25 protein-coding genes are annotated in these 24,482 nt (G+C 53.7%); 14 read left to right on the forward strand and 11 right to left on the reverse strand.

The window, feature by feature from the left end; all coding sequences use genetic code 11:
- Positions 1–15: 15 nt before the first annotated feature.
- Together K5Y33_RS01305 and K5Y33_RS01310 are read right to left on the reverse strand one after the other, a co-directional pair.
- Positions 16–696 carry an HAD family hydrolase gene (locus K5Y33_RS01305; protein WP_101763273.1) on the reverse strand — a complete coding sequence of 227 codons (681 nt, stop codon included), beginning with the start codon at positions 694–696 and terminating at the stop codon, positions 16–18.
- A gap of 111 nt (positions 697–807) precedes the next feature.
- On the reverse strand, positions 808–1,932 hold the full coding sequence (locus tag K5Y33_RS01310) for an AI-2E family transporter (RefSeq protein ID WP_222233120.1): 1,125 nt from the start codon (positions 1,930–1,932) through the stop codon (positions 808–810).
- 204 nt (positions 1,933–2,136) lie between these two features.
- Here K5Y33_RS01310 and K5Y33_RS01315 point away from each other — a divergent pair, with 204 nt between their 5' ends.
- The 4 genes from K5Y33_RS01315 to K5Y33_RS01330 all read left to right on the forward strand — a co-directional run bounded on the left by K5Y33_RS01315 (position 2,137) and on the right by K5Y33_RS01330 (position 6,639).
- Positions 2,137–2,367 carry a DUF1272 domain-containing protein gene (locus K5Y33_RS01315; protein ID WP_222233121.1) on the forward strand — a complete coding sequence of 77 codons (231 nt, stop codon included), beginning with the start codon at positions 2,137–2,139 and terminating at the stop codon, positions 2,365–2,367.
- Between the two features lie 797 nt (positions 2,368–3,164).
- A complete protein-coding gene (locus tag K5Y33_RS01320) occupies positions 3,165–3,650 on the forward strand; it encodes an RcnB family protein (protein WP_210081527.1) in 486 nt (161 codons plus the stop codon).
- A 107-nt stretch (positions 3,651–3,757) separates the two neighbouring features.
- Entirely contained in the window at positions 3,758–4,585 is an 828-nt protein-coding gene (locus K5Y33_RS01325; protein ID WP_110865702.1) for a Cof-type HAD-IIB family hydrolase, read from the forward strand.
- Between the two features lie 125 nt (positions 4,586–4,710).
- Positions 4,711–6,639, forward strand: a complete 1,929-nt coding sequence (locus K5Y33_RS01330; protein ID WP_222233122.1) for a methyl-accepting chemotaxis protein — start codon at positions 4,711–4,713, stop codon at positions 6,637–6,639.
- A gap of 32 nt (positions 6,640–6,671) precedes the next feature.
- Here the strand turns inward: K5Y33_RS01330 and K5Y33_RS01335 are convergent, their stop codons facing one another.
- A complete protein-coding gene (locus K5Y33_RS01335) occupies positions 6,672–7,823 on the reverse strand; it encodes an iron-containing alcohol dehydrogenase (protein WP_370634077.1) in 1,152 nt (383 codons plus the stop codon).
- A 283-nt stretch (positions 7,824–8,106) separates the two neighbouring features.
- Here K5Y33_RS01335 and gntT point away from each other — a divergent pair, with 283 nt between their 5' ends.
- Positions 8,107–9,423, forward strand: coding sequence for a gluconate transporter (gntT, locus tag K5Y33_RS01340; RefSeq protein ID WP_101763267.1), 1,317 nt, complete (start codon positions 8,107–8,109; stop codon positions 9,421–9,423).
- A 39-nt stretch (positions 9,424–9,462) separates the two neighbouring features.
- On the opposite strand, the gene K5Y33_RS01345 is transcribed toward gntT, so the two are convergent.
- Together K5Y33_RS01345 and K5Y33_RS01350 are read right to left on the reverse strand one after the other, a co-directional pair.
- Entirely contained in the window at positions 9,463–10,545 is a 1,083-nt protein-coding gene (locus K5Y33_RS01345) for a malate/lactate/ureidoglycolate dehydrogenase (RefSeq protein ID WP_222233124.1), read from the reverse strand.
- A gap of 106 nt (positions 10,546–10,651) precedes the next feature.
- Complete coding sequence (locus K5Y33_RS01350; protein ID WP_101763266.1) at positions 10,652–10,897, reverse strand: hypothetical protein; 246 nt, start codon at positions 10,895–10,897, stop codon at positions 10,652–10,654.
- A 947-nt stretch (positions 10,898–11,844) separates the two neighbouring features.
- Between K5Y33_RS01350 and pagP the strand changes: the two genes are divergently transcribed.
- The 3 genes from pagP (at position 11,845) to K5Y33_RS01365 (ending at position 13,560) form a co-directional block, all read left to right on the forward strand.
- Positions 11,845–12,417, forward strand: a complete 573-nt coding sequence (gene pagP / locus K5Y33_RS01355) for a lipid IV(A) palmitoyltransferase PagP (protein ID WP_101763264.1) — start codon at positions 11,845–11,847, stop codon at positions 12,415–12,417.
- Positions 12,418–12,567: 150 nt separating this feature from the next.
- On the forward strand, positions 12,568–12,777 hold the full coding sequence (gene cspE, locus K5Y33_RS01360) for a transcription antiterminator/RNA stability regulator CspE (protein WP_007890714.1): 210 nt from the start codon (positions 12,568–12,570) through the stop codon (positions 12,775–12,777).
- 357 nt (positions 12,778–13,134) lie between these two features.
- Positions 13,135–13,560: a GNAT family N-acetyltransferase gene (locus tag K5Y33_RS01365; protein ID WP_101763263.1), complete on the forward strand. Its 426-nt coding sequence runs from the start codon at positions 13,135–13,137 to the stop codon at positions 13,558–13,560.
- Here K5Y33_RS01365 and K5Y33_RS01370 read toward each other — a convergent pair.
- Positions 13,544–14,899 (reverse strand): PLP-dependent aminotransferase family protein, encoded by a 1,356-nt coding sequence (locus tag K5Y33_RS01370; RefSeq protein ID WP_222233125.1) that lies wholly within the window; start codon positions 14,897–14,899, stop codon positions 13,544–13,546. The two genes, K5Y33_RS01365 and K5Y33_RS01370, sit on opposite strands and share 17 nt — an antisense overlap.
- A 137-nt stretch (positions 14,900–15,036) precedes the next feature.
- Between K5Y33_RS01370 and K5Y33_RS01375 the strand changes: the two genes are divergently transcribed.
- The 6 genes from K5Y33_RS01375 to tatE all read left to right on the forward strand — a co-directional run bounded on the left by K5Y33_RS01375 (position 15,037) and on the right by tatE (position 19,725).
- Positions 15,037–15,996, forward strand: a complete 960-nt coding sequence (locus tag K5Y33_RS01375) for an ABC transporter substrate-binding protein (protein WP_101763261.1) — start codon at positions 15,037–15,039, stop codon at positions 15,994–15,996.
- 2 nt (positions 15,997–15,998) lie between these two features.
- The gene (locus K5Y33_RS01380; protein WP_222233126.1) at positions 15,999–16,793 is read left to right on the forward strand and encodes a deaminated glutathione amidase; all 795 of its coding nucleotides are present in this window, start codon (positions 15,999–16,001) and stop codon (positions 16,791–16,793) included.
- A gap of 19 nt (positions 16,794–16,812) precedes the next feature.
- Positions 16,813–17,700 (forward strand): ABC transporter substrate-binding protein, encoded by an 888-nt coding sequence (locus K5Y33_RS01385; RefSeq protein WP_101763259.1) that lies wholly within the window; start codon positions 16,813–16,815, stop codon positions 17,698–17,700.
- Positions 17,697–18,656, forward strand: coding sequence for an amino acid ABC transporter permease (locus K5Y33_RS01390; protein ID WP_222233127.1), 960 nt, complete (start codon positions 17,697–17,699; stop codon positions 18,654–18,656). Before K5Y33_RS01385 ends, K5Y33_RS01390 begins: the two co-directional genes overlap by 4 nt.
- The gene (locus K5Y33_RS01395; RefSeq protein WP_255610227.1) at positions 18,653–19,423 is read left to right on the forward strand and encodes an amino acid ABC transporter ATP-binding protein; all 771 of its coding nucleotides are present in this window, start codon (positions 18,653–18,655) and stop codon (positions 19,421–19,423) included. The genes K5Y33_RS01390 and K5Y33_RS01395 overlap by 4 nt, the downstream gene beginning before the upstream one ends.
- A 98-nt stretch (positions 19,424–19,521) precedes the next feature.
- Positions 19,522–19,725 carry a twin-arginine translocase subunit TatE gene (gene tatE / locus K5Y33_RS01400; protein WP_064740541.1) on the forward strand — a complete coding sequence of 68 codons (204 nt, stop codon included), beginning with the start codon at positions 19,522–19,524 and terminating at the stop codon, positions 19,723–19,725.
- Between the two features lie 88 nt (positions 19,726–19,813).
- Here tatE and K5Y33_RS01405 read toward each other — a convergent pair whose 3' ends face one another.
- The 5 genes from K5Y33_RS01405 to dacA form a co-directional block, all read right to left on the reverse strand.
- A complete protein-coding gene (locus tag K5Y33_RS01405) occupies positions 19,814–20,842 on the reverse strand; it encodes a hypothetical protein (RefSeq protein ID WP_222233128.1) in 1,029 nt (342 codons plus the stop codon).
- A gap of 146 nt (positions 20,843–20,988) precedes the next feature.
- Positions 20,989–21,954 (reverse strand): lipoyl synthase, encoded by a 966-nt coding sequence (gene lipA / locus K5Y33_RS01410; RefSeq protein WP_101763255.1) that lies wholly within the window; start codon positions 21,952–21,954, stop codon positions 20,989–20,991.
- 176 nt (positions 21,955–22,130) lie between these two features.
- On the reverse strand, positions 22,131–22,781 hold the full coding sequence (lipB, locus tag K5Y33_RS01415; protein ID WP_101763254.1) for a lipoyl(octanoyl) transferase LipB: 651 nt from the start codon (positions 22,779–22,781) through the stop codon (positions 22,131–22,133).
- 69 nt (positions 22,782–22,850) lie between these two features.
- On the reverse strand, positions 22,851–23,114 hold the full coding sequence (gene ybeD, locus K5Y33_RS01420) for a DUF493 family protein YbeD (protein ID WP_008103691.1): 264 nt from the start codon (positions 23,112–23,114) through the stop codon (positions 22,851–22,853).
- Between the two features lie 96 nt (positions 23,115–23,210).
- Positions 23,211–24,422 (reverse strand): D-alanyl-D-alanine carboxypeptidase DacA, encoded by a 1,212-nt coding sequence (dacA, locus tag K5Y33_RS01425; protein ID WP_101763253.1) that lies wholly within the window; start codon positions 24,420–24,422, stop codon positions 23,211–23,213.
- Between the last annotated feature and the right edge of the window lie 60 nt (positions 24,423–24,482).

Here is a 24,482-nt window from a genome sequence, read left to right on the forward strand (position 1 = left end):
GCCCGAATTGTGCGCCTAAGGATCCAGACGCAGCATGCGCAGTTTTTCCATTGGCACGCGGCGTTTTTTCCACGTTGGATGGAAATGACGCCAGTGTGGATCCTGCGCGGCAGCCAGTAACTCAAAATCACCGCGCGTATCACCCCATGCGCGCAGGTGATAGTTATGCAGCGGGCCGTAAACGCTTTCCAGTCGCTTGACCTTTTGCCCGCAGCGGCAGTTATGGCCGGTAATTTTACCAGTAAGAATGCCGTCTACCACTTCTAATTGGGTACCGATCAGATTGATGCCCAGACGCTCGGCGAACGGTTCTAACACCATCGCTGGCGAGGCGGAACAGATGGTCACTTCGGCGCTGGAGTTCACTTCGGCGGCAACCGCTAACAGCCCGGCTGGGCGCATTAGCTTATTCCAGTTTGCCGCGCAGAAAAGTTGCGCCTGCTGGCGAATCCATTGCTCCTCAACGCCGGTTAAAAAGGTGTGAATCAACACTTCTTTTAACTCATCACGCGTTAGCTTTTTCCGCATGCAGCGCAGCGTAGGGAATGCCAGTTTGGCAATTTTGCGTGCGAACGCGCGTTTGCCAAAGCTGAAACGCAGAAAGGGGATGAAGCTGTCGTGAATGGTCAGCGTGCCGTCAAAATCGAAGACTGACAGAACCTGATTTTCACGCGCTAAGGAGGATTCCATGGACATGTTGTTCTCTTTTGTCGCAAGCCGTAATCAATGCCACGATGATAGCAAATGGCTGGCCGATATTCTCATGCGTGAATGCGGCTACCGATAAACGGTAGCCGTTTGAAACGCTTACTCGCGGATTTTGCCCTCTTCCTCGCGGGTTTTACCCTCTTCGATAAACTCTTCGTCGATCTCTTCAGAGTTCTCACGGTTATCGCGACCAGAAAGCAGATTCCAGCAGGCAATAAACAGCGCGGCGATCAGCGGACCAATTACAAAGCCGTTGATGCCGTACACTTCCATGCCGCCTAGCGTGGAGATCAGGATCAGATAGTCCGGCATTTTGGTGTCTTTACCGACCAGCAGCGGACGCAGAATATTATCCACCAGTCCAACCACCACTATGAAGAAGCCAATCAGGAACAGCGCTTTCCAGATGGCGCTGGTGGCGAAGAAGAAGATGGTTGCCGGTACCCAGACAATAGCGGAACCGACCGCCGGAATCAGCGACAGGAACGCCATTAAGGTGCCCCACAGCAAGCTGCCATCAATGCCAGTGATCCAGAAGGCGATGCCGCCCAGCACACCTTGTACCACCGCAACCACCACCGTGCCTTTGACCGTGGCGCGCGATACCGCTGCGAACTTCATCAGCAGGTGATGTTTCACGTAGGTTGAAAGCGGCAGCGCTTCCAGAATTAAATTCACCAGCCAGGCGCCATCTTTCAACAGGAAGAACAGCAGATAGAGCATCACGCCAAAGCCAACGGTAAAGGTGAACGTCCCTTTGCCGATCAGGAACACGCTGCCCGCCATGTATTGGCCGCCTTTCAGCGCAAAGCCAGAGAGCTTCTGCTGAATCTCCTGCGCGTTGTTCAGGTTGTTATCGGCGAGGTAGTTGCGTGCCCAGGAAGGCAGATGCTGCAGCAGATCGGCAAACACCGCAGGGAACTGCGCGGAGTTGTTCTGCAGCTTGGTATAGACGGTGTTAACTTCAACCACCATTGAAGAGGTGATCAGCGCCAGCGGCGTGAACACCATCAGGCAGATAATCAGCAACGTAGCGAACGAAGCCAGACCATTGCGATCGCCCATTTTACGGCGCAGCAGCGACTTCAGTGGATGGAAGATCACCGCCAGAATCGCGGCCCAGAAAATGGCAGAAAAATAGGGTGTCAGCACATCAAAAAAGGCGAAGGTGACGATCGCCAAAATAACGATAAAGAAGCCTAAATTAAGTCCTTTAATACGCATTACAAAGTCTCGTCAGTAGATAGGGCGAATGAACTATAGAACGCTTAACGGGGAAAGTAATGTTTTTAGGATCGATGGTTCGCTTAAGCTCGTGAAGAGAGCAGACACAGGATGTCCCGATTTGTCCGCCTGATGTCTGTTCACTGGCTGGCGCGGCAGCATTATTACGGTGATGATGGTGGCTGAAACTCACCGGAGGAAATCATGCTGGAACTACGTCCTAACTGCGAATGCTGCGATAAAGATCTGCCGCCGGAGTCGCTTGAGGCGCGCATCTGTTCATTTGAATGCACGTTCTGTGTGGCGTGCGCGGAAGGTATCCTGGCGCAGCGCTGCCCGAATTGCAGCGGTGAACTGGTGCGTCGACCGATTCGTCCTGCTGCAGCGTTAGCACGTCATCCGGCGTCCTCAACGCGCCATTTATCTTCTTCATGAGATAGTGAGCGTGCAAACCAATATTCTGCTCGTGTAAACGTTTACCCTAAATAGTTTATCAGGCTGCCTCGTGATATTTAAACGTTACGCAAGCAGGGTAATTTTGAGCACGATAGTAATCACCGCCGTGTATTAATGTTGGTGATAAACAATCCGCGCCTAATAAGGAGCAGTAATTGTTAAATACTCATCAGGTTGCGCGTGCGGCGTGCTGAGATTATAAAGGTTTAAAAAGCAAATAGTGTTGTTTTTAAAGGGATATTAACCATTCTTGATAACATGGATTAGCTGCTTGAATGCCTTATTGTTGTGTCTTTGCTGAATCTGGTCAGAGCACAGACCTTATTTATCCTGAAACAACGTTCCTAAAAAAATATTTTTTCTGTCATTTAATTTTTGCGTATTTTTCTGAAAAATAGCCCTTTTCAAAAGAAGTTTTCAATTTTAAATGGTATTGTTTGCTGGCAATGCTAGTGATGTGGCGTTGTGTGCTTCAGTTTTACCCTCACTTTTGCAGGGTTTACCCCTTTATGCAATTTATGGAAATTGAATTATCCTCCCGATCCTTGCGATCGGGTTTTTCTTTATATTTCCCGCTCTCGCCGCAATAAAGGCTGATGCGTCTCTTCGATCCTGTTAATGTCAGAAAATACACAATCGTTAAGAAAGTGATAAGTTGACGTAATTTCCTGTAAGTATGCGGTTTTTAAGAGTTTTGGAAATGCTTTTCTGTCTCCAGTTAATCAATAGTAATGCTTAACGGCACAGCAACCGCCGTTATCATTGGAGGCAACACCATGAAAAAAACAACATTAACTCTTATTGCGTCATTTATTGCATGCAGCACACTGTTTTCTAGCGTCTCGTGGGCAGACGGCCCAGGTGACCAGCGCTGGCAGCCGCACGGCAGCGACCAGCATCAGGACCACGGACGTGGCCCGGATCGTGGCGGCGACCGCGGACCGGATCGCGGCAATCATCATGACCGTGGCCACGATCGCGGCCCCGGCCCGGATCGTCATGACCGTTATGCTGACCATCGTATGCCGGAAGGGCATCGTGACGGCGACCGCTTCGCCTGGGGCGGACATGACTTCCGTCGCGGCTATCCGGCACCGCCGGAGTTTCGTGGTCCGCATTATCGCGTAGATGACTGGCGTGACCGTGGTCTGTATGAACCACCGCGCGGTGAGCATTGGGCTTACATCGACGGTAATTACGTGCTGGTGGCCGCAGCAACCGGCATCATTACCGCGATTCTGCTCAACGGCGCGTTCAACTAATCCCTCCGCGGATGGCTGCGGCCATCCGTGTTTCTCTGCGCTTTATCCGCTCACCAGGTTATTCTCTCTACGACCCGTTTTTCCTTTCGATACGTTAAGGAGTGATGATGACCGTGGTAAAAATGGTGGCGGTGGATAAAGACGGCACCTTTCTCGACGACAAGAAACAGTACAATCGCGCGCGTTTTAACGCCTGCTATCAGGAAATGAAGCAGCGCGGCATCAAGTTTGTGGTAGCCAGCGGCAACCAGTATTACCAACTCAAATCCTTCTTCCCTGAGATCGCCCACGAAATTGCCTTCGTGGCGGAGAACGGCGCGTGGATTATCGATTGTGATGAAGAGTTATTCTGCGGCGAGTTTTCCCGTCCGGATATTGATGCGGTGCTGGATACATTGCACAACGGTAACTATCCCGAACTGCGTTACATCCTGTGCGGACGTGACAGCGCGTACTACTTCGAAGGCCTTGATGAAAAGTGGCTGGTGAAAATGCGTCATTATTGCCATCGCCTGAAGGCGATTCGCAGCCTCGATGACGTGGCGGGCGATAAGCTGTTCAAGTTTGCGCTGAATCTGTCTGATGATTACGTGGAACCGCTGATGGCGGACATTGAGCGTCTGCATCAGGGGGCGGCCGCCGCCACGTCCAGCGGTCATGGATCGGTGGATTTGATCGTGCCGGGCAACCATAAAGGTCACGGCCTCGATCTGTTGGGCAAACGCTGGGGCATCGAACGCAGTGAAATTCTGGTGTTTGGCGACGGCGGTAACGATCTCGAAATGCTGCAGCAGTCGGGCTTCAGCTTTGCCATGGCGAACGCACCGCAGAAGGTCAAAGATGCGGCCCGCTTTGAAGCGCCGGGTAATAACGACGAGGGCGTTTTACAGGTGATTGAGCAGATGCTGGCCGGCAAACCGCCGTTTGTCATCTGATCGTCATTTACAGCTGAATTTATTCTTTGCTTTGCCGATATTCGATTGTGACGGAACGCACAATTCGCCGCTGAGCGGCACTTCTTATCTCAATCGTTAATGCAGTCGGTTAGAAAGGATAAATTATGTTGCCAACCCGTTTGGCTGCCCGCATGACGCTGGGTGGCCTGCTATTACTGTGCGTCACCACCGCAGTCGTGTTTTCCGTTCTGTTGTTGCGCGGTCAGCCGCGCGTCATCGAAGCCAGCCATACGCTGATTGAGCAGGCCGGTAGCAATCTGGTCAGCCAATTAAATCAGCAGCTGGTGCGCATTGAAGGCGAGGCCGTCAGCATGGCGCGCCTTGCTGAAGTGTTGCCGCACGATGCCACGCTGTGGCAGCAAAGCTTCCCACAAATCATCAACAGCAGCGGCAATAAAACCATTGCCGGCGGCGGCGTGTGGCCGGAACCCGATGCGTTTAGCGCCGGTGTGCAACGTCGTAGCTTCTTCTGGGCGCGACAGGGTGATGGCGCGCTGGCCTATTCCGATGACTACAACCTGCCTGCGGGCAACGGCTATCAACAGGAAAGCTGGTACAGCGCGGTGCGTAACGGACCGCGCGATCGTTGCGGTTGGTCGGAGGTGTATCAGGATCCGGTCTCCGGTGTAAAAATGGTGACCTGCAGCGTGCCGTATGCGGCGGGCGATCGGTTTGCCGGTGTCGCAACGCTGGATGTGCAGCTGGATAATCTTGCGGGCTTTATGCAGCAGAAAGGGCAGGTGACGGGCGGTTATGCCTTTGCGCTCGATAGCGCGGGCAATCTGCTCTATTACCCAGGCCAGGATATGAAATCGCTAACCACCTTGAGCAGCCTGGCGGAAAAATCCAGCTGGCTGGCGCCGCTGGCCGCCCGTATCGCCCAGCTGAAGGGCGATGGCGATGTATTACAACTGTCGGATTTTGCAGACGGCTACTTGCACAACAGCGCGCAGGTGACGCTGTTCCGCATGCCCGGCACCGGTTGGGTGATTGGCCTGGTAACGCCGGAAAGTGCCGTCAGCGGCCTGGCGCGTACCATGATGCGCGACATCTTCACTTTCCTGATTCCGGCGATGATCGTGCTGCTGCTGTTAACCTGGGCGTTTACCCAACGCATTGGCCAACGTCTGAAGGCGACGCACGCGGCGCTGGATGAGATTGCCAATGGCGATGGCGATTTAACCCGCCGTCTGACCAAAAGTGGGCGCGATGAGCTGGCGGATATTGCCGGTGCGTTCAACAGCTTTGTCGATAAGATCGCTGGCGTGATTACCCGCGTGCAGGGCAGCGGCGAAACGGTGGCGGCCAACGCATCGGGATTAGCGCACAGCAACACCGCGCTGTCGGAGAAAATCGCTGAGCAGGCTGCGGCGCTTGAGCAGAGTGCGGCGGCGATGGAGCAGCTTAACGCCACCGTGCAGCAAAACGCTGAAAATACCCGACTGGCCGATGCTGCCGCCGAACAGACCGCGCAGATTGCCCGCAGCAGCAGCGAAGTGATGGGCGAAGTGGTGAGCACCATGGGCGCTATTCAATCCTCGTCGCGCCGCGTGGCGGAGATTCTGACGGTGATCGACAGCATCGCGTTTCAAACCAACATCCTTGCCCTGAATGCGGCGGTGGAAGCGGCGCGCGCTGGTGAGCAAGGGCGTGGTTTTGCGGTGGTGGCATCGGAAGTGCGGGCCTTAGCCCAGCGCAGTGCCACGTCGGCGCAGGAGATCAAAGCGCTGATTGCCGATTCCGACAGCAACGTGCTGGCCGGCAGTAAACTGGTGGAAGGCGCGGGGCAGCAGCTTTCGCAACTGGTTTCCGACGTGCATAAAGTGAAGCAGGTAGTCAGCGAGATGCGCGTGGCCGGTGATGAGCAGAGCAAAGGTATCGCGGAAGTGACGCTGGCCGTATCGCAAATGGAGCGCGGTATTCAGCAAAACCTGATGCTGGTGACGCAAACCGCTGAAAATACCCAGGCGCTGCGTGATGAAGCGGCGCAGCTGGCGCAAGAGATGGCGATGTTTAAAGTGGCTGAGCAGTAAAAAATCGGGCAGCGTCGGCTGCCCGTTATCATTTAGACGATGCGCCAGGCGGCGGCGATCATCTCGGTTAACGTCGGTGCATCGTAGCTGACCCAGCCATTTTTGCTGTTGGCGCGTGACACAATCCAGTCAACGTCGCTGGCTGACAGCGTTGGGCCATCTAACCAGAACGGCACGATCGCCTGCTGCTGGATCAAGGCTTTCAACGCCAGCGCGGGCGGCGCGGGATCGTCCGGCAGCAACTGTTGGCCGAACTGCGCCATCAAACGTTGCTGTTCAGCATGCTCGGTTTCTGCCAGCACCTCGAGGAACGGGAACAGTAAACGTCCGCACACTTCGCCGTGATGGAACGGCTTGATCGCCCCCAACTCACCGGCAATGCCGTGGATCACGCCCAATCCGGCGCTGCTCAGACACACGCCACCCAACCATGACGCCATCATCATCGCTTCGCGCGCGGCATCTCCACGCTCGTCGTCACGGTTTAAATCTGGCCAGGCCTGGAAGAACAGTCGCAGCCCATTAAGCGCAGTTTGCTGGGTGAACAAATTGCCTTTGCGCGACAGATAGGCTTCGAAAAGATGGGTGAAGGCATCGATGGCGCAGGTTGCCAGCACGCTGTCGGGCGCGCCTTTTAGCAGATCAGGATCGAGAATTGCGACCTGTGGCACAAACACCGGATGGCGCAGCGACGCTTTGACCTGAATATGCTGCTGATCGGTCACCACTGCGTTCTGCGTGGCTTCGCTGCCGGTGCCGGCCGTGGTGGGAATGGCGATCAGCGGCAAGGTCACCGCTTGCACTGGCGTATCACCGACTTTCTCCAGATAGCGCGCGGTATTCAGCGGGTGCTGCATCATCGCGCTAAAGGCTTTAGCCGCATCCAGCACGCTGCCGCCGCCAATCGCCACCACGCGATCAACATGGCCGCGCCAGCGTCGCACCCAGCCATCAATCTCATCTGGCGAGGCTTCATGGCTGACAATCTCGTAACCGATGATGTGATCGTTGAGCGCGGCACCTAAGCGCGTCCAGGCCGGACCATTCAGGAATGAGCGGCCGCAAAACAGCAGCGTCGGCTGGGTATTGGCCGCCAGCAGCGGAATCAGTTGGTCAATGCTGCCGCGCCCAAACAGGGTTTGTTGATTACTGTACAACTCGATCAGATTCTCACTCACCTGCACGTCCTTCTTGTTTGGCTCAAAGACCTAAGTGTAACCAAAAGCCATGACACTCCCGCTGCAAACATTCTGATAACCCGCTGGCAAAAAGTTGATCACCTTCGCAAAACAGAAATTCCGCTGCGACGCCAGGTGCTTTGTGCGCAATGTTACCCTTAACATGATACCCGTAACATTGCTCAGCAGGATGTTTACTGTGGTGCACGTTGTTGATTCTCATGTCCTCTGGGATAACCAAAATAAACCGCTGCCGGTAGCTTACCGTGCGCAAAAGTGGAGAAAAATTATGCCATTACTCTATGTGGCGATTGGCGTAGCGTTACTGCTGTTGCTGATGATTCGTTTTAAACTGAACGGATTTATTGCGCTGATTCTGGTGGCGCTGGCCGTTGGCATGATGCAGGGCATGCCGGTCAACAAAGTTATTGTTTCGATTAAAACCGGTGTCGGCGGCACGTTGGGCAGCCTCGCGCTGATCATGGGCTTCGGCGCGATGCTGGGTAAACTGCTGGCGGATTGCGGCGGGGCGCAGCGAATCGCCACCACGTTAATCGCTAAATTTGGTGAGAAGCATATTCAGTGGGCGCTGGTGCTGACCGGCTTCACCGTCGGCTTTGCGCTGTTCTACGAAGTGGGCTTTGTGCTGATGCTGCCGTTGGTGTTCAGCATCGCCGCCTCCGCGCGCGTGCCGCTGCTCTACGTGGGTGTGCCGATGGCGGCCGCGCTCTCGGTCACACACGGTTTCCTGCCACCGCATCCGGGCCCAACTGCGATCGCCACGCTGTTTAATGCCGATATGGGTAAAACGCTGCTGTACGGAACGCTGCTGGGGATTCCAACCGTTATTCTCGCCGGTCCGGTTTATGCGCGCTTCCTGAAAGGCATTGATAAGCCGATCCCGGAAGGCTTGTGGAACCCGAAAACCTTTACCGAAGCGGAGATGCCTGGCTTTGGCGTTAGCGTCTGGACGGCATTGGTGCCGGTGGTACTGATGGCGTTGCGCGCGGTGGCGGAGATGCTGCTGCCGAAAGGTCACGTGTTGTTGCCGTATGCCGAGTTCTTTGGTGACCCCATTATGGCAACCTTGATCGCCGTGCTGATCGCCATCTTCACCTTTGGTCTCAACCGTGGCCGCAGCATGGATGACGTGATGGGCACCATCACCGATTCGATCAAGATCATCGCCATGATGCTGTTAGTGATTGGTGGTGGCGGGGCGTTCAAACAGGTGCTGGTGGACAGCGGCGTCGATAAATATATCGCCAGCATGATGCATGAAACCAATCTGTCGCCGATCTTCATGGCGTGGTCGATTGCTGCGGTGCTGCGTATTGCCCTGGGTTCCGCTACCGTGGCGGCGATTACGGCAGGCGGCATTGTCGCACCGTTGATCATCACCAGCGGCGCCAGTCCGGAACTGATGGTGATTGCGGTCGGCTCCGGCAGCGTGATTTTCTCTCACGTCAACGATCCGGGCTTCTGGCTGTTTAAGGAGTATTTCAACCTGACCATCGGCGAAACTTTCCGCTCATGGTCGGCGCTGGAAACCATTATTTCGGTGTGCGGTTTGCTGGGTTGCTTACTGCTCGCCAACGTCATCTAAGTATCAAGGCTGAGGCACTGCGCCTCAGCCGCTTGCGGTTTACTGCGTTAAGGCGCGGAATGCCGCGAGTTCCTCTTGCGGCATTCCCGCTTGTAACGCCGCGTCACAGATTTGCTCCCAGCTGTTGCTGTCGAGAGGAATGCCATCGCGTTCACGTGCCACGCGGTTTTGCTCTTCCCACTCGCCGGGCACCTGAATAGGTGCATCGCCACTTTGCGGCGACTGTTTCACCCAATCCAGGAATGATTCCGCCTCTTCCTGCATCGCAGGCGCATCAAACGCATCCGGATTCACGATGATGGTGGTCATGCAGTTGAAAATGGCATCGTGGCTGGTGACCAGCGTCTCATCATGTGTGGTGCGTCCGCCGGACAGCGCGCCGCCGAGAATTTCACACATGGTTGCCAGCGCATAGCCTTTGTGCAGACCAAACGGCATCAGTGAACCATACGGCGCCTGATGCATCACGCCCGGTTCGGTGGTCGGCTGGCCTTGATGATCAATCAGATAACCTGGCGCGACCTGCTGCTCTTTATTCCACGCCACTCGCGTTTTACCAAAGGCGATGCCGCTGGTGGCGAAATCGAGCAGCAGCGGTTTGGCATTGCGGCGCGGGAAAATGGCGCAAAAAGGATTAGTGCCAAAACGACGATCGCTACCGTTAAACGGCGCGACCATCGGAACGCCCATCACGTTAACAAAATGGAACGAGACAAAACCGGCGGCCGCACACTGTTCTGCCCAATGGCCGATGCGACCAATGTGGTGCGAATGGTGTAAACCAACCGCCGCAATACCTAACCTGGCTGCGCGCTCAATACCGAGTTGCATCGCCTCAAAGGCCGCCACCTGACCAAAACCGTTGTGCCCGTGTAGCGTCAGCACCGCGCCGGCGTCTTTTGCAATGCTGGCATGTTGGTTGAGTTGCAAAAAGCCCTGTGCCAGCGATTTCATGTAGCTCGGAATCATGCCAACGCCGTGTGAATCGTGACCCGCCAGATTCGCGGCCACCAAATGGTCGGCGACCAGGCGCGCTTCTTCGGCGCTGCTGCCAGCATGTAACCAAATGGCTTGAACAAACTGATGAAGGCGAGAAGGGGGAATAAGATGCAGAGTACTCATACGGTCAATCTCCTTATCATGAACAATCATGCATCCTGTGCTGAAACCAGTAATAACCGCAAGTCAATGATAAGAAGTAAAGGGCCACAACGTGTGGCCCAAAAACTCAGTGCGGCTGTTCAAAGCCTGCTTTGACCATCTGATCGCGCAGCGCGCGGGTAATTTCACGGTTTCCGCCAGTGATCGGATAAATGACATTGTTGACGACATCGTCAAGATAGTGCTCTTCAAACTCCTGCAGGGTGAGTTGCGTGCCACCTTCATCATTAATCGCAATACTGCCGCTGATGTGGTTGCCGTAATCCTTTGCCTTAAGGCTATAACGCCCCATGCTGGTATTAATCGTGCTCATAAGAATCTCCTTGTTACGTCGGCATTGATAACAATCGAGGCCTCTTCAGGCGCTATAAGTTTAGACTGTCGACAGGCGCTGAGTGCGGAATCAAGGAGAGGGAAAATCGCAGGCTGCGACCCGTCTCGCAGAATTCAATCGGCATTAAGCGAAACGATAGCAAAGGGTTGTGACCACTCTCGCAGCGCCCAGCGAAAGCAGAATGATCATCTATACTGGTTAGCAGACACGTTATTTTTCATACTTGAAGGAGCGAACAATGAAAATAATTCTGTGGGTTATCGCCATCATCTTCATCGTTGGGTTACTGACACTAACAGGCGTCTTTAAACTGATTTTCTGACAACAACAGGCACCTGCGGGTGCCTGAATTTTTTATTCCGCATAGGATTTTTCGCTGTCATTAAAAGACGCAATCGGCAGGATGAGATCGCCCAGCGTCAACGGTTTCTGACACTGCGCGCAGCAGGCACCATGATGATTTATTGCATCGACCTGTTTGCAGTCCGTTAAGGTGTAAAAAAATTTAGTGCAACCGCAGCGGCTACAACGAATAGTCATGTCAGTTTTTTCCCCATCTCCGTCCTGGAGTATCGAGATTTATCTTATTCGTCGGGCGAGTTCAATTGATAAATTTTGTTAATTTATTCCATGCGTGAATAGTTGACACTAAGTCACTGAAAGCTATCTTATTGCTTGCCGTCATCATCACAACATGATTGCACTTTGTGTACATCCCTCAGTAATGCCTTTCTGTTTATCCGGCGTTTCAATTTCACGTTCCGCATGAGGTAAAATTCGCCGTCAACCGAGAATTAGCCTGGAGATATTAAGCATGTTTTTTAATATCCTTTTGGCGATTACTTAGGAATGCGTCGTACAAGAATCTGAAAAATTTGCCTCAGGGTAGTGCACTTTTTCAGCATGAATTAACAGGAAATTACGTTGTGAATCGGCACTTTTCTGCAGTTTTGTTAGGCTGCATTTTGACCTCATCGGTCTCCTTTTCGGCATCAGCGGTAACAACTTCACAAGCCATCAAATCAGGCTGGAACACCTTTAGCGATAACGTGTCGCAAACCTGGTCGCAACCGCAGAATTATGATTTTTATCTGCCGGCGATTACCTGGCACAACCGTTGGACTTACGACGATGAACACATCGATAAATACAACGAGCGCCCGTGGGGCGCAGGTGCGGGCGTTTCGCGCTGGGATGAGAAAGGTAACTGGCACGGTTTGTACCTGATGGCGTTCAAGGACTCCTTCAATAAATGGGAGCCGATTGGCGGTTACGGTTGGGAAGCGACCTGGCGACCGCTTAGCGATCAGAACTTTCATTTGGGCGCCGGATACACGGCGGGTGTAACGGCGCGGGATAACTGGCGCTACATCCCGGTTCCGCTGATATTGCCTTTAGCATCAATTGGATATGGTCCAGCCACTTTCCAAATGACTTATATTCCTGGCACTTACAATAACGGCAACGTTTACTTTGCATGGCTGAGATTTGAGTTTTAAGCGCTGGCGGCACGCATAAAGTGTGATCGGCATGCAAAAAATCAATATTTATCACTTTTTCATCAAATCGCACTGGACAAATGTCACCGCAATTGCTGTACTAGACGTCGACACAGTTTAGTGTCCTTTTTTCATGTAAAGGTAATATAGATGTCTAAGATCAAAGGTAACGTAAAGTGGTTTAATGAGTCGAAAGGCTTCGGTTTCATTACTCCAGAAGATGGCAGCAAAGATGTATTCGTACACTTCTCTGCAATCAACAGCAACGGTTTCAAAACTCTGGCTGAAGGTCAACGCGTTGAGTTCGAAATCACTGACGGTGCTAAAGGCCCATCAGCTGCTAACGTTATCGCACTGTAATTTAACAGTTCGAATTCTGAAAACCCGCCTTCTGGCGGGTTTTTTTTTATCCTTTTTTAGGCTCGCCACCAAATAATCATCCAGCTCGCTAAGGCAAGCATGCTGATGCTCAGTGCCATTAACTCATCGAAAGTGCGTGGAATAAGGTTTTTCATTTCGCCTGCCTCAGAAAGAGATTTCCCTCAGCATGCCAATGCCAGATTAAGCCAGCCTTAAGCCGTTATGACATTCTCGTGACAAGGCAGATTCTGCGGCACATCTCACAGATAACTTCCGTAACATAGCCACAACAATGCTTACTTGCAGATTTTTGTTAGGCAACGCTATATAACTGCTCAGGGAAAATGAGGAGGCAGGATGAACATACGTCAGGCACAGGCAAAAGACAGTTTTGCATTGAGCGCGTTGCTAACCGAATTAGGTTATAGCGCGACGGAAGGATTTATCGATACACGTTTGGCGCAGCTTATTCATCATCCCGATGAAATGTTGTTGGTCGCGGAACACGGCAATCAGGTGCTGGGCTTTCTCTCGTTGCACTTTATTCCGCAGCTGGCATTGGCCGGCGATTTTGCCCGCATCAGCTACTTTTGTATTGCCGAAGGCGAGCGCAGCAAAGGCAGCGGGCAGCAGTTATTAAACCACGCCGAACAGCTGGCGCGGTCACGCGGTTGCGACCGTATGGAAGTGCACTGCCATTCATCGCGCCTCAAAGCCAACCAGTTCTATGCGCGTGAAGGCTATGTGGAATCACCGCGCTATCACATTAAAGCTCTGGGTTAAGATTGAGCTCGCGTCCGCTGGCTATCACGATGGCATCGGCGATGCTGTCGAGTTGTGCCACAGGCAGCAGCGCGGCGCTGACGCGAATGAACTGCCGGCTGCTAATGCTACAGCGTTCACCGGGCAGCACGGCGATACCGCGCGCGGCTAGCGTGATCATCGCGTACTGCTCCGATTCCACCGGAATCCACACGCTCAATCCATCACGCTCTTCCAGCACCAGACCGCGTTTCGCCAGCGCGGCCAGTAACTGCTGGCGACGCTGCGCATAGGTGGCTTTGGCCTGCTGAATACGCTGCTGAGTCTCTTCATCATTGAGCATCCACGCCACGGCATCCTGCAAAATACGGCTGGTCCAGCTCACGCCAAAGTTGCGCCACGCTTGCAGGCGCTTCACCATTTCGGCGGTGCCTGATAACACCGCCAGCCGCAAATCCGGCCCATAAGCTTTAGAAAACGAGTGCACATGCAGCACGCGTTCGGGATAGTGGAAGCCGAGGCTAAACACCGGGTAGCGCGACAGATCGCCAATGCCGTCATCCTCGACAATGACGGTGCTGCTGTTTGCCAGCACGCGCGCCAACTCTGCACTGCGACGCTGGCTCACGCTGTTTCCGGTAGCGGAATGGGTGCGCGGTTGATAGATAAACATCGCCGGAGATTTCTGCATCAGCGTGGTCAGCGTCGAGGGAATGGGACCTTGCTCATCGCAGGGCAGCGGCAGAATTTCAGCACCGATGTTGTCTAAAATATCCAGTAATCGCGTTGCAGTAGGATCTTCGATTGCCACACGATCGCCCGGTGACAGCAACGTCTGAACGATCAGGTTCATGGCATCGAAGCCGCCATCGGTTGCCAACCAGGCTTCGGCGGGATAGGGCCAACGTGGCGCTACGGCATCCAGCAATTGCGGTGAAATCGCCTCACGCTGATAACTATTCAGTTGCGGCGATGCAATGCCCGCCAGCATCGCCCGACGCAGATCCGGCAATAACGTTGGATCCGGTGAGGCCATCGCCAGTGACGCCTGAACATTCTCGCCGTAATTGCCGATCTTCTCGAAGCGAATCGGACGCGGCATCACGCTGTTACCGCTCACCCACACGCCGCTGCGACCTTTACCCGCCAGCACTTTCTGCTTCTTCAGTTGCGCCCAGGCAGCGGAAACGGTTGCCGGGCTCACGCCCAATCGCTCAGCCAACTCGCGTACCGCCGGCATCTGCATGCCCACCGCAATCTGCCCATCGCGAATTAGCGTGGATGCCGCATGCGTGATGCCTTTCACCGAAGCATCCGTGATCTGCTGGCTGAGCCACTCCAAATCCACACTTTGCGTCATAAGAAAATCCTTTGTTCAGTAACAAATAATAGATTGTTCAGATTAGTATTCGCGATTTAGACTCAAATTCAAGCACTATTTGCTGCATAAATAATCACAGCCGCAGGGCTGGCAGAACAGACGGGGAAGGCAAAACTATGGTAACCATCAGACTGGCGGTACGTGACTGGGATTACTTCACACCGCTGGCACTTGGCGATATCAAGCCGGAAGGTTTCACGCTGGAGATCGATCGTGTTGGCACGCTGGTGGATAACCTCGCCACCAGCGATAAATACGATGCCGGTGAGGTGTCGTTTAGCCGCTTTGCTCAGGCTCGGGCAAAAGGTGACACTTCACTGTTGGGCCTGCCACACTTTCTGATGCGCGGTTTCCGTCAGCGCTGCATCATTACGCGCAGCGACAGCCCGATTACCTCGCCAGCGCAGCTGAAAGGCAAAAAGATCGGCGTTACCGGCTGGCAGGATTCCGGCAACACCTGGACGCGCACCGTGCTGCGTGAAGCGGGCGTGGAGATTGATGATGCGTATTGGTTTGCCGGGCGTTTGACTGAGGATCACCCGATTGTTGATCGTCTGGCCGGTTTTGGTCGTCCGGGGCGTATTGAACCGGCGCCAGGTGAGCGTCCACTGATCGCGTTGCTGAAAGCGGGCGAGCTGGATGCTGTGTTTACCCCTTTTATGCCGGAAGGTTTTTTCCTCGCCGATTCGGGTTTGCGTCAGCTGCAGGTGGATTTTGCCGCTGCCGAGCGCGACTACTTTAATCGCGTCGGTTATGTGCCGGGCATTCACTTACTGGCACTGAAGCCCGCCTTAGCGGAGGCGCATCCGTGGCTGCCTCAGGCGCTGAGCGACATCATTGATCGTTCGTACCAGATGTGGATGAAGAAGCGCGAGAAATACGCCGACACCACGCCGTGGCTGCTGGACGATTTGCGGCGCACCGCGCAGGAATTACCGGCCAACTGGAATCAGAACGGATTTTCCGTTAACAAAAAGATGATTGCCGACTTTGCGAATGAGCTGTTCCAGCAAGGCCTAACCCAAACATTGCTGACGCCGGAAGCGATTTTTCCGGCTGCGGCGCAAGGAGAATAACCATGAAAGTAGCAATGGGACAATTTGCCGTCAGCCGCGAATGGCAGGAAAACACCGATATCTGCATCGGATTGATGAACCAGGCATTGGCAGGCGGTGCTGATCTGCTGGTGCTGCCGGAAGGCGTGCTGGCGCGTGATATCGCCGATCCTGATCTGGTATTGAAAGCGGCGCAACCACTTGATGGTCCTTTCGTCACGCAGCTGCTGGCGGTTAGCAAAGGCAACAACCTGACCACCATGATGAGCGTGCATGTGCCGACAGAAGGGCAGAAAGCGCTCAACGTACTGATCGCCATTCGCAACGGCGAAATCATCGCCGAGTACGTGAAACTGCACCTTTACGATGCCTTCGCCATGCAGGAGTCGCAGCGCGTGAATCCGGGGCGCGAAATTCCGCCGCTGGTTGACGTGGCGGACATGAAAGTCGGGTTGATGACCTGCTACGACGTGCGCTTTCCGGAGCTGGCGCGTCGCTTAGTGCTTGACGGCGCGGATGTGCTGGTGCTGCCGGCAGCGTGGGTGAAAGGCCCGCTGAAAGAGATGCACTGGGAGTTGCTGACCACCGCGCGTGCGCTGGAAAACACCTGCTACATGGTGGCGGTGGGCGAATGCGGGCCACGCAATATCGGCAACAGTCTGGTAATCGATCCGTTGGGCGTGGCGATTGCCAAAGCGCCGGAATCGGCCGCGCTGGTGTTTGCCGATCTCGATCCACAGCGCATCGCCTATGCACGCAGCGTACTGCCGGTGCTGGAAAATCGCTGTTTTGCGCGTCCCGAACTTAAACCACTTTGATCGCTGGGGAATCTAACTGATGAAAATTCTTGCTACCGCCATCGCGCTGTCATTGGGCCTCACGGCCTGTTTCGCTCAGGCCGCCGACGTGATTCCTGCGCAAAAAGTGGATCAGGCGCTGCACGATCGTCTGCCAGCAGAGATCAAAAGCAGCGGTAAAATGATCTCGGTGAACAACGGATCTTTTCCTCCGTATGAGATCGTTAACGGTCCGCACTCAATGGACGGCGCTTCCGCCGATCTCACCGAAGCGCTGGCACAATTGCTGGGCGTGAAGATTGAACATGCCACCGTCAGCGGTTTATCGGGCGTGCTCACCGGCATTAATTCCGGCCGCTACCAGATGGCGATTGGCCCGATTGGCGATTATCCGGATCGTCAGCAGAAGGTTGATTTTATCGACTTCGTGCAGGAGTTCGTGGTGTTTGGCGTGCAGAAAGGCAATCCCTCGAAGATTAACGGTCTGGAAGATACCTGCGGTAAACGCATTGCGGTGATGGCGGCCGGTTCGGCGGAGCAGGTGATTCGCAAGCAGTCCGATGCCTGTGTCGCGGCGGGTAAACCGGCGGTGGTGGTGCAATCCTTCACCGACCAGCCATCATCGATTTTAGCCGTGCGCTCAAAACGTTCCGATGCTTTCTTCTCCTCGCAGGCGCCGCTGACATACTTCATCGAACAGGCCAATGGCCAGCTGGAGCTGTCGGGCAAAGGCAAGAAAAACGGCTTTGGCGACATTTTCCAGGGCACCGTGGTGCCGAAGGGTTCGGAACTCGGCAACGTGGTGCTGGATGCGTACAAAGAGCTGTTCAGTAACGGCACTTACGCGGCCATCATGAAGAAGTGGAAATTAGACGGCAACGTGTTGCAGCAACCGGGACGTAACCTGGCGCAAGGGGCAGCAAAATGAGTCTGGTCACCAACAATTCGCGAGCCAGGGATAAGGCCGACGTGCAGCAGCGCGATGTGGCTTTTGCCCGCAGTGCGCCCACTTATGGGCGCTGGATCTCATGGATTTTGGTGCTGGTTATTGCCGCGAACTTCCTCTGGCTGGTGGCGACCAACCCCAATTTCGAGTGGAACGTGGTGCTGCAGTGGTTCACCGAAGGTTCGGTGATGAAAGGCCTGCAGGTCACGCTCGGCTTGACGGTGGTGTCGATGATTCTCGGCACGCTGCTCGGGCTGCTGTTGGGCGTGTGGCGTCTCTCGGAAAACAAATTGCTGAGCGGCTTATCGTCGCTCTACATCTGGTTTTTCCGGGGTACGCCGCTGCTGGTACAGCTGATCTTTTGGTACAACCTGTCGACGCTGTTTCCCACCATCGCAATCACTCTTCCGTGGACGGATATCACTTTTGCCAGCTGGAACACCAACGATCTGATCACGCCACTGACCGCCGCCATTGCCGGACTGGCGCTCAATGAAGCGGCTTATATGGCCGAGATCATTCGCGCCGGCCTGCTGTCAGTGGATAACGGTCAGGTCGAAACCACCCAGGCGTTTGGCATGAGTCGCAGTCGTGCGCTGCGCCGCGTGATCATTCCACAGGCGATGCGTTCAATTATTCCGCCTACCGGCAACCAGTTGATCAGCATGATCAAAGCGACCTCGCTGGTAAGTGTGATCGCTATGGGCGATCTGCTGTACTCGGTGCAAGCCGTTTATAACCGCACCTTTGAAATTATCCCGATGCTGATGGTTGCGGTGATCTGGTATCTGCTTATCACCTCGATTCTTAACGTTGGCCAGTCCGCCATCGAGCGTTACTACGCCCGTGGCACCACCCGCACGGTGGTGAATAAACGTCGCGTTGCTGCTAACGAAGCCGCGCCTGCCGTCGCGCACCGTTTGAAGGAGGATGTATGAGTGAAGTTCAGCCACTGGTGCGTGCGCGTAATGTGCAGAAGAGTTATGACGATAATGAAGTGCTGAAAGGCATCGATCTCGATGTGTTTCCCGGTGAAGTGGTGGTGATTCTCGGGCCATCAGGTTCGGGTAAATCCACCTTTTTACGCTGCATTAACCATCTGGAAGACATGAATGCCGGTTCGATTGTGGTCGGTGACGATCAGATCGGTTATGAACTGAAGCGCGGTATTCTGCATCGTCTGTCGGCGCGTAAAATTGCTCATCAGCGCCAGAAAATCGGCATGGTGTTTCAGCAGTTCAACCTCTATCCGCACATGACGGTGCTGCAAAACATCATTGAAGCGCCGATAGGCGTGCACAAGTTTGCACGGCAGGATGCACTCAAGCATGCGCGTGAACTGCTGGCAACCGTGGGATTAAGTGACAAAGCCGATGCCTGGCCGCGTCATCTATCCGGTGGCCAGCAGCAGCGCGTGGCGATTGCGCGCGCGCTGGCGATTAAACCGGCGCTGATGCTGTTCGATGAACCCACTTCGGCACTCGATCCGGAGTTAGTTGGCGAAGTGCTGGCCACCATGCGCACCTTAGCCGATCAAGGGCTAACCATGATTGTCGTGACCCATGAAATTGGTTTCGCGCGTGAGGCGGCCGATCGCGTGGTGTTTATGGATGGCGGCGTGGTAGTGGAGCAGGGCAGTCCGGAGCAGGTGATTGGTAACCCGCAACATCCGCGCACGCAGGCATTTCTCAGCCGCTTTATCTGAGCAGGCGGTCTCACTCTGTTACAGATTGTAGTTGAGGCCGTTTATAAACTGCGCGTTAATAGTCAGGTCCGTTTTTCACATTGGTTGAAAGGTAAATTATGGAAGGTATCAGTATTGCCAAACTGCTGATCATCGGTGCGCTCATCGTACTGCTTTTTGGCACCAATAAGTTACGTTCACTGGGTGGCGATCTGGGTTCCGCAATCAAAGGCTTCAAAAAAGCCATGAAAGATGATGAATCCGGCGCATCCAAAAGCAGCGCTGAAGAAGTGCCTGCTGAACGTGTCAGCCACAAAGAGTAATCTCTGCGCCGAACGTCAATAAGTGTAAATATTTATTACGTTGATAAAAAACCAGACTGTCGCCAGCCTGGTTTTTGTTTTTTGCGTCTTAGTGCCAATTGGCGTAAATGATTTCCTGCTCATCCACATCAAATACTGTTGAGCCATATAAGCCATCAAAGTCGCTCAACCCATCCTGGGTATGCCAGCCCTGCAACATATCATCAGTTAAAATTAAGGGTATTAACGATAGTCTTTCTTCTTCCTCGGCTGTAAAAACATCAATGAGTGCTATTTCAATTTTGTCTGATTCACTCTCATCAATTGGCATAATGATTTCGCCAATTTTAGGCTTAGTCAAAAACGGATAATCAACTTTGCCACCCATTACGCCTTGCGGATTAATGGGGACTGCACTAAAAACATGCTGAGCGACAGAAATATCGGTGGGCAGTTCAAACTGCCAGCGGCCTTGGCTATCAATTTCAGAGCTGCCGACCCACACATCATCAAGATAAAAGTATAACGTCGTACCAACTGGCGCATTACCGCTGAAAGACCCTTCATCCTCATTCAGATCATCAATAATGACCTCATTTTCAGTGATAACCTTTGACTGTACCTGTACTAAAAGTTGAGGTTTGGCACTCTCGCGTTCAGGTAGCGTGGCAATTTCCACACTCTCGTGGTGCATGCCGATAGCCGGTTGCCACAGTTGTGGCAGAGGAGCATTGAATTTCGCTTCCAGCAAATCAAAATTCCATTCAGGTTCAGGCTCTTCATTAATCACAGGGAGTACATTCTCCTGAGAAGTTTGAAAAGCGATATCTTCAGCATAAGGCATGATGTGTCGCACCACTTCGGGCATCACAGCGACAGTTTCATGACCCTTTAGTGGCAACTCTAAATGAATTTCATCGTATCGATGCTCAATACTGATAGCGGTAGCGATAAATGCATTGGCACATGAGGCGTGAGATGAAGTATAGGGATTGGTGTTATCTATGGGCGTGGTGCGCGCTTTAAGCGCATCCAAACTCTCTCCGGATGCACTGTTGAGCCGCACATCGGGTAATTGACCTGACAAATCGGGTTCCCGGAGAAAATCGAGCCCCTTTAAGTGAGAGGATGTTTGCATTATCTGACCTTCAAAATAAACACTGAGAAAAGAGAAATAGGCTCTTATGGCCTCAGCGATTAAAGCGACAGATTTGAGACAGGGATTAAGACTTTTAAGGGGATATTTGCGATTGCGCCCTGGTAAGAGCGCAATCGCGAAGAATATTACTTAACTTCCAGACCTTTGGCCTGCATATCAGCATGATAAGAGGAGCGCACAAACGGGCCGCAGGCGGCATGGGTGAAGCCCATCGCCATTGCTTCTTCTTTCATTTCGTCAAACTCGGCCGGGCTAACGTAGCGCTGCACCGGCAAGTGGTGACGGCTCGGCTGCAAATACTGTCCCAGCGTCAGCATGGTGACGCCGTGGCGACGCAGATCGCGCATCACTTCAATGATTTCAGCATTGGTTTCGCCAAGGCCGACCATCAAACCCGATTTAGTCGGGATATCCGGATGCGCTTCTTTGAAACGCTCCAGCAATTTCAGTGACCAATCGTAGTTGGCGCCAGGACGGACCTGACGGTAAACGCGCGGCACGTTTTCCAGATTGTGGTTAAACACATCCGGTGGCGTCGCGGTGAGGATTTCCAGCGCGCGATCCATACGACCACGGAAGTCCGGTACCAATGTTTCAATTTTGATGGTTGGGCTTTTTTCGCGAATCGCGCTGATGCAGTCAGCAAAGTGCTGGGCACCGCCGTCGCGCAGGTCATCACGGTCCACTGAAGTGATGACCACATAACGCAGCGCCATATCGGCGATGGTTTGTGCCAGTTTCAGCGGTTCGTTAGCGTCAGGCATATTCGGACGGCCGTGCGCCACGTCGCAGAATGGGCAGCGACGGGTACAGATCGCGCCGAGGATCATAAAGGTCGCGGTACCGTGGTTGAAACACTCTGCGAGGTTAGGGCAGGAGGCTTCTTCACACACCGAGTGCAGACCGTTTTTACGCATCGCGGCCTTGATGCCCTGAATGCGGCTGGAGTCTGCAGGCAGTTTGATCTTCATCCATTCCGGCTTACGCAGAATTTCTTCACGCTCAACCATCACGGTTTTCACCGGGATCAGCGCCATTTTGTCGGCATCGCGATACTTGACGCCACGTTCCATCTGAATTGGTTTACTCATAAATCTGCAGGTTCCGGTCGGGATTGCGATTTGAAAGCTTCCTCACTCAAACTGAGAACCAGGCTTTCAACTTTTTTTGAAAATATGGCAAAAATTATATCATCTCGTCTGCCCATAAGCAGCCGATTCGCCGGTGCAAAAGTTACAATTTTGTAAATAGGCACGTACAGTCAAGGTCAGACCGCGGCATCACTTTGCCATTCCAGTTGGGTAAATCCGGTTAAACGGGCGAAATGCTGCACCAGACGCGGCTGCACATCGGCCGGTGTAACGCCCGGCTGTAGCTGGCTAAGCTGCGTCATTTGCATCCCGGCATATCCGCACGGGTTGATGCGCAGGAACGGCGCTAAATCCATCGCCACATTCAGCGCCAGGCCGTGAAACGAGCAGCCTTTACGAATACGCAGCCCCAGCGAACAAATCTTGTCATCGCCAACGTACACGCCTGGCGCATCCGGTCGCGCCCGCGCGCTGATGTCATAGTCGGCCAGCGTGGCGATCACCGTTTCTTCTAACGCCGTCACTAACTCGCGCACGCCCATCTTGCGACGTTTCACGTCAATCAGCACATACATCACCTGTTGGCCGGGGCCGTGATAGGTTACCTGGCCGCCGCGATCGCTTTGTACCACCGGAATATCGCCCGGCATCAGCAGATGTTCAGCTTTCCCTGCCTGACCCTGGGTAAACACCGGATGATGTTCCACCAGCCAGATTTCATCGGCAGTGCTGCTGTCGCGTTGATCGGTAAAGTGATGCATGGCATCGGAGATGGGTTGCCAATCGCGCTGGCCGAGTTGACGAACAAGAAGCGTATTAGCTGACAAAGCAGAGATCCGGTAAAGAGTGGAAGGCAGAGTATAACGCTGGCAAAGCGGACTTTGCCAGCGCCAGAATTACAGCACCATGCGCACGATTTCGATGTTGCCTAGCTCTTCATACAGGGTTTCAACCTGCTCAATGTGGGTGGCGATGATGGTAATGGAAACAGAGTGATAGTTGCCTTTGCTGCTTGGCTTAACGTCCGGTTTGTAATCGCCTGGCGCGTGGCGCTGCACCACTTCAACCACTTGATCAACCAGCTCCGGTTGCGCCAAACCCATCACTTTGTAAGTGAAAGGCGTAGGGAATTCGAGCAGTTCATTCAATTTGGTTTTCATACATTGACTCCGGTGCTTAAAAAACAGGCTCCCGCCGAGGCGGGAGCAAAGATAGTAACTTAATTGGGGGCAAATTGGCGTTTTTTCAAGCGCGCCTTAGCCGAACCAGTGGTGGAACATCAGTTTGATGTAATCGATGATGCGGCCGAAGAAACCACCTTCTTTCACTTCATTCAGCACCACCAGCGGACGCTGTTCCACCGTTTTGCCGTCGAGCTGGAAGTTGATGCTGCCCACTACCTGATTTTTCTGCAGCGGCGCATGCAGTTCAGTGTTGTTCAGCACATAGCTGGCTTTGAGATCTTTCATGCGGCCACGCGGAATGGTCAGGTAGGCATCTTTCTCCACCCCCAACTGCACACGATCGCTGTCACCGAACCACACAGGCTCAGAGGCAAACTCTTTGCCCGCTTTCAGCGGTGCGACGGTTTCAAAGAAGCGGAAGCCCCACGTCAGCAATTTCTTGCTCTCGGTTTCACGGCCTTTAAAGGTACGACCGCCCATCACCGCGGAGATCAAACGCATCTGGCCTTCTGTTGCCGAGGCGACCAGGTTGTAACCCGCTGCGTCTGTGTGGCCGGTTTTAATGCCATCGACGTTCAGGCTGGTATCCCACAGCAAACCGTTACGGTTGGTCTGCTTGATGTTATTAAAGGTGAAATCTTTTTCACGGTAAACCGCGTACTCATCGGGTACGTCACGGATCAGCGCCTGGCCGATCAACGCCATATCGCGCGGCGAGCTGTATTGGCCTTCGGCATCCAAACCGTGCACGGTCTGGAAGTGGGTGTTTTTCAGACCCAGCGCGCCAACGTAGTTGTTCATCAGGTTGACGAATGCGTCCTGGCTGCCAGCAACGTAATCCGCCATCGCTACACAAGCGTCGTTACCTGATTGCAGCACGATACCGCGCGTCAGCTGAGAAACCGGCACACGATCGCCAGGCTTGAGGAACATCAGTGATGAACCTTTGAATACCGGATTACCGGTTGCCCAGGCATCTTTACCCACGGTCACGATGTCATCGTTATGGATTTTTCCCGCTTTGACCGCCTGACCAATCACGTAGCTGGTCATCATCTTGGTCAGGCTTGCCGGATCGCGGCGTGCATCCGCGTTCTTTTCGGCCAGCACTTTGCCGGAGTTATAGTCGATCAGCACATAAGCTTCAGCATCAATGTCCGGTACACCCGGAATCATAGTCTTAAGATTAACATCGTCCGCAAATGCGGCATGGCTGAGAGAAAGGGCGACCAGTGATCCCACTGTCAGGCGTTTCAGAAAACGAGAAGGTTTCAGCGTATTCATGTTCAGGACTACAACATCCGTGGGTTTAGAGTGAAAAAAGTGCCTAACTATAGCAAACGT

The organism is Pantoea sp. DY-17, assembly GCF_019795975.1.
Taxonomy (GTDB): domain Bacteria; phylum Pseudomonadota; class Gammaproteobacteria; order Enterobacterales; family Enterobacteriaceae; genus Pantoea; species Pantoea leporis.